The sequence below is a fragment of the Longivirga aurantiaca genome (assembly GCF_042660085.1).
Lineage (GTDB): Bacteria > Actinomycetota > Actinomycetes > S36-B12 > CAIYMF01 > Longivirga > Longivirga aurantiaca.
On sequence record NZ_JBHSTI010000030.1, the window covers coordinates 1 to 1,342 of the forward strand.

1 protein-coding gene is annotated in these 1,342 nt (G+C 70.2%); it reads left to right on the top strand.

Annotated features, from left to right (window positions below; genetic code table 11):
• Positions 1-216: 216 nt before the first annotated feature.
• Positions 217-1,342 (top strand): ATP-binding protein (locus ACFQGU_RS16320; RefSeq protein WP_386768737.1); only part of this gene is annotated, 1,126 nt, incomplete at its 3' end.

Consider the following 1,342-nt stretch of genomic DNA (forward strand, 5'->3'; position numbering starts at 1 on the left):
CTCACGCACGCCCCTAACGCGGCCCCAGGGCCCTGCTCACGGTAGGATGAAGGCCAGTTCTCCGGGGCTCCCGGCACCTCTCCCAGGCGCCCTCCCCGGCCGGTCGCAGGCACCGGGCTCGCCCCGGTGGGCGCGCCCGTGAGGCAGGCGCCCGGTGGCCCGACCAGCACAGCACGGCAGCGCGCACCTCGCGCGCGCACGACAGAGGGGTCACGCGTGTCCTACGACGCGAGCAACATCACCGTCCTCGAGGGTCTCGAGGCCGTCCGCAAGCGCCCCGGCATGTACATCGGCTCCACGGGCGAGCGCGGCCTGCACCACCTCGTCTACGAGGTCGTCGACAACTCCGTCGACGAGGCCCTCGCCGGCTACTGCGACACCATCGACGTCACGATCCTGGCGGACGGCGGCGTACGCGTTCAGGACAACGGCCGCGGCATCCCCGTCGACATCGTCGAGAGCGAGGGCAAGCCCGCCGTCGAGGTCGTCCTCACCGTCCTGCACGCCGGCGGCAAGTTCGGCGGCGGCGGGTACGCCGTGTCCGGCGGCCTGCACGGCGTCGGCGTCTCGGTCGTCAACGCGCTGTCGACCCGCGTCGAGGTCGAGGTGCACCGCGACGGCGTCGTGCACCGCATGGACTTCGCGTACGGCGTCCCCACCGGCCCGCTCCGCAGCGAGGAGGCCACCGACCGCACGGGCACCACCGTCACGTTCTGGGCCGACGGCGGGATCTTCGAGACCACGCACTACGACTTCTCGACGCTGTCGCGCCGCTTCCAGGAGATGGCCTTCCTCAACAAGGGCCTCACCCTCGTGCTCACCGACGAGCGCGAGCCCGACCCGATCGACGTCGAGCTCGACGGGGTCGACCCCGCCGAGGAGGCGCCGCGAACCATCACCTACCACTACGAGGGCGGCATCGCCGACTTCGTGAAGTACCTCAACACCGCCAAGGGCCCGAGCCACGCGCACGTGATCCACGTCGAGTCCGAGGACACCGAGCGCCTCATCTCGGCCGAGGTCGCGATGCAGTGGAACTCCGGCTACTCCGAGTCGGTCTACACGTTCGCCAACACGATCCACACGATCGAGGGCGGCACGCACGAGGAGGGCTTCCGCGCGGCGCTCACCACCTGCGTCAACAAGTTCGCCCGCGAGTGGGGCGTGCTCAAGGAGAAGGACACCAACCTCTCCGGCGAGGACATCCGGGAGGGCCTCACCGCGATCGTGTCGGTGAAGCTCGGCGAGCCGCAGTTCGAGGGCCAGACCAAGGCCAAGCTCGGCAACACCGAGGCGAAGACCTACGTGCAGAAGCTCGTCAACGAGCACCTCGGCGCGTGGT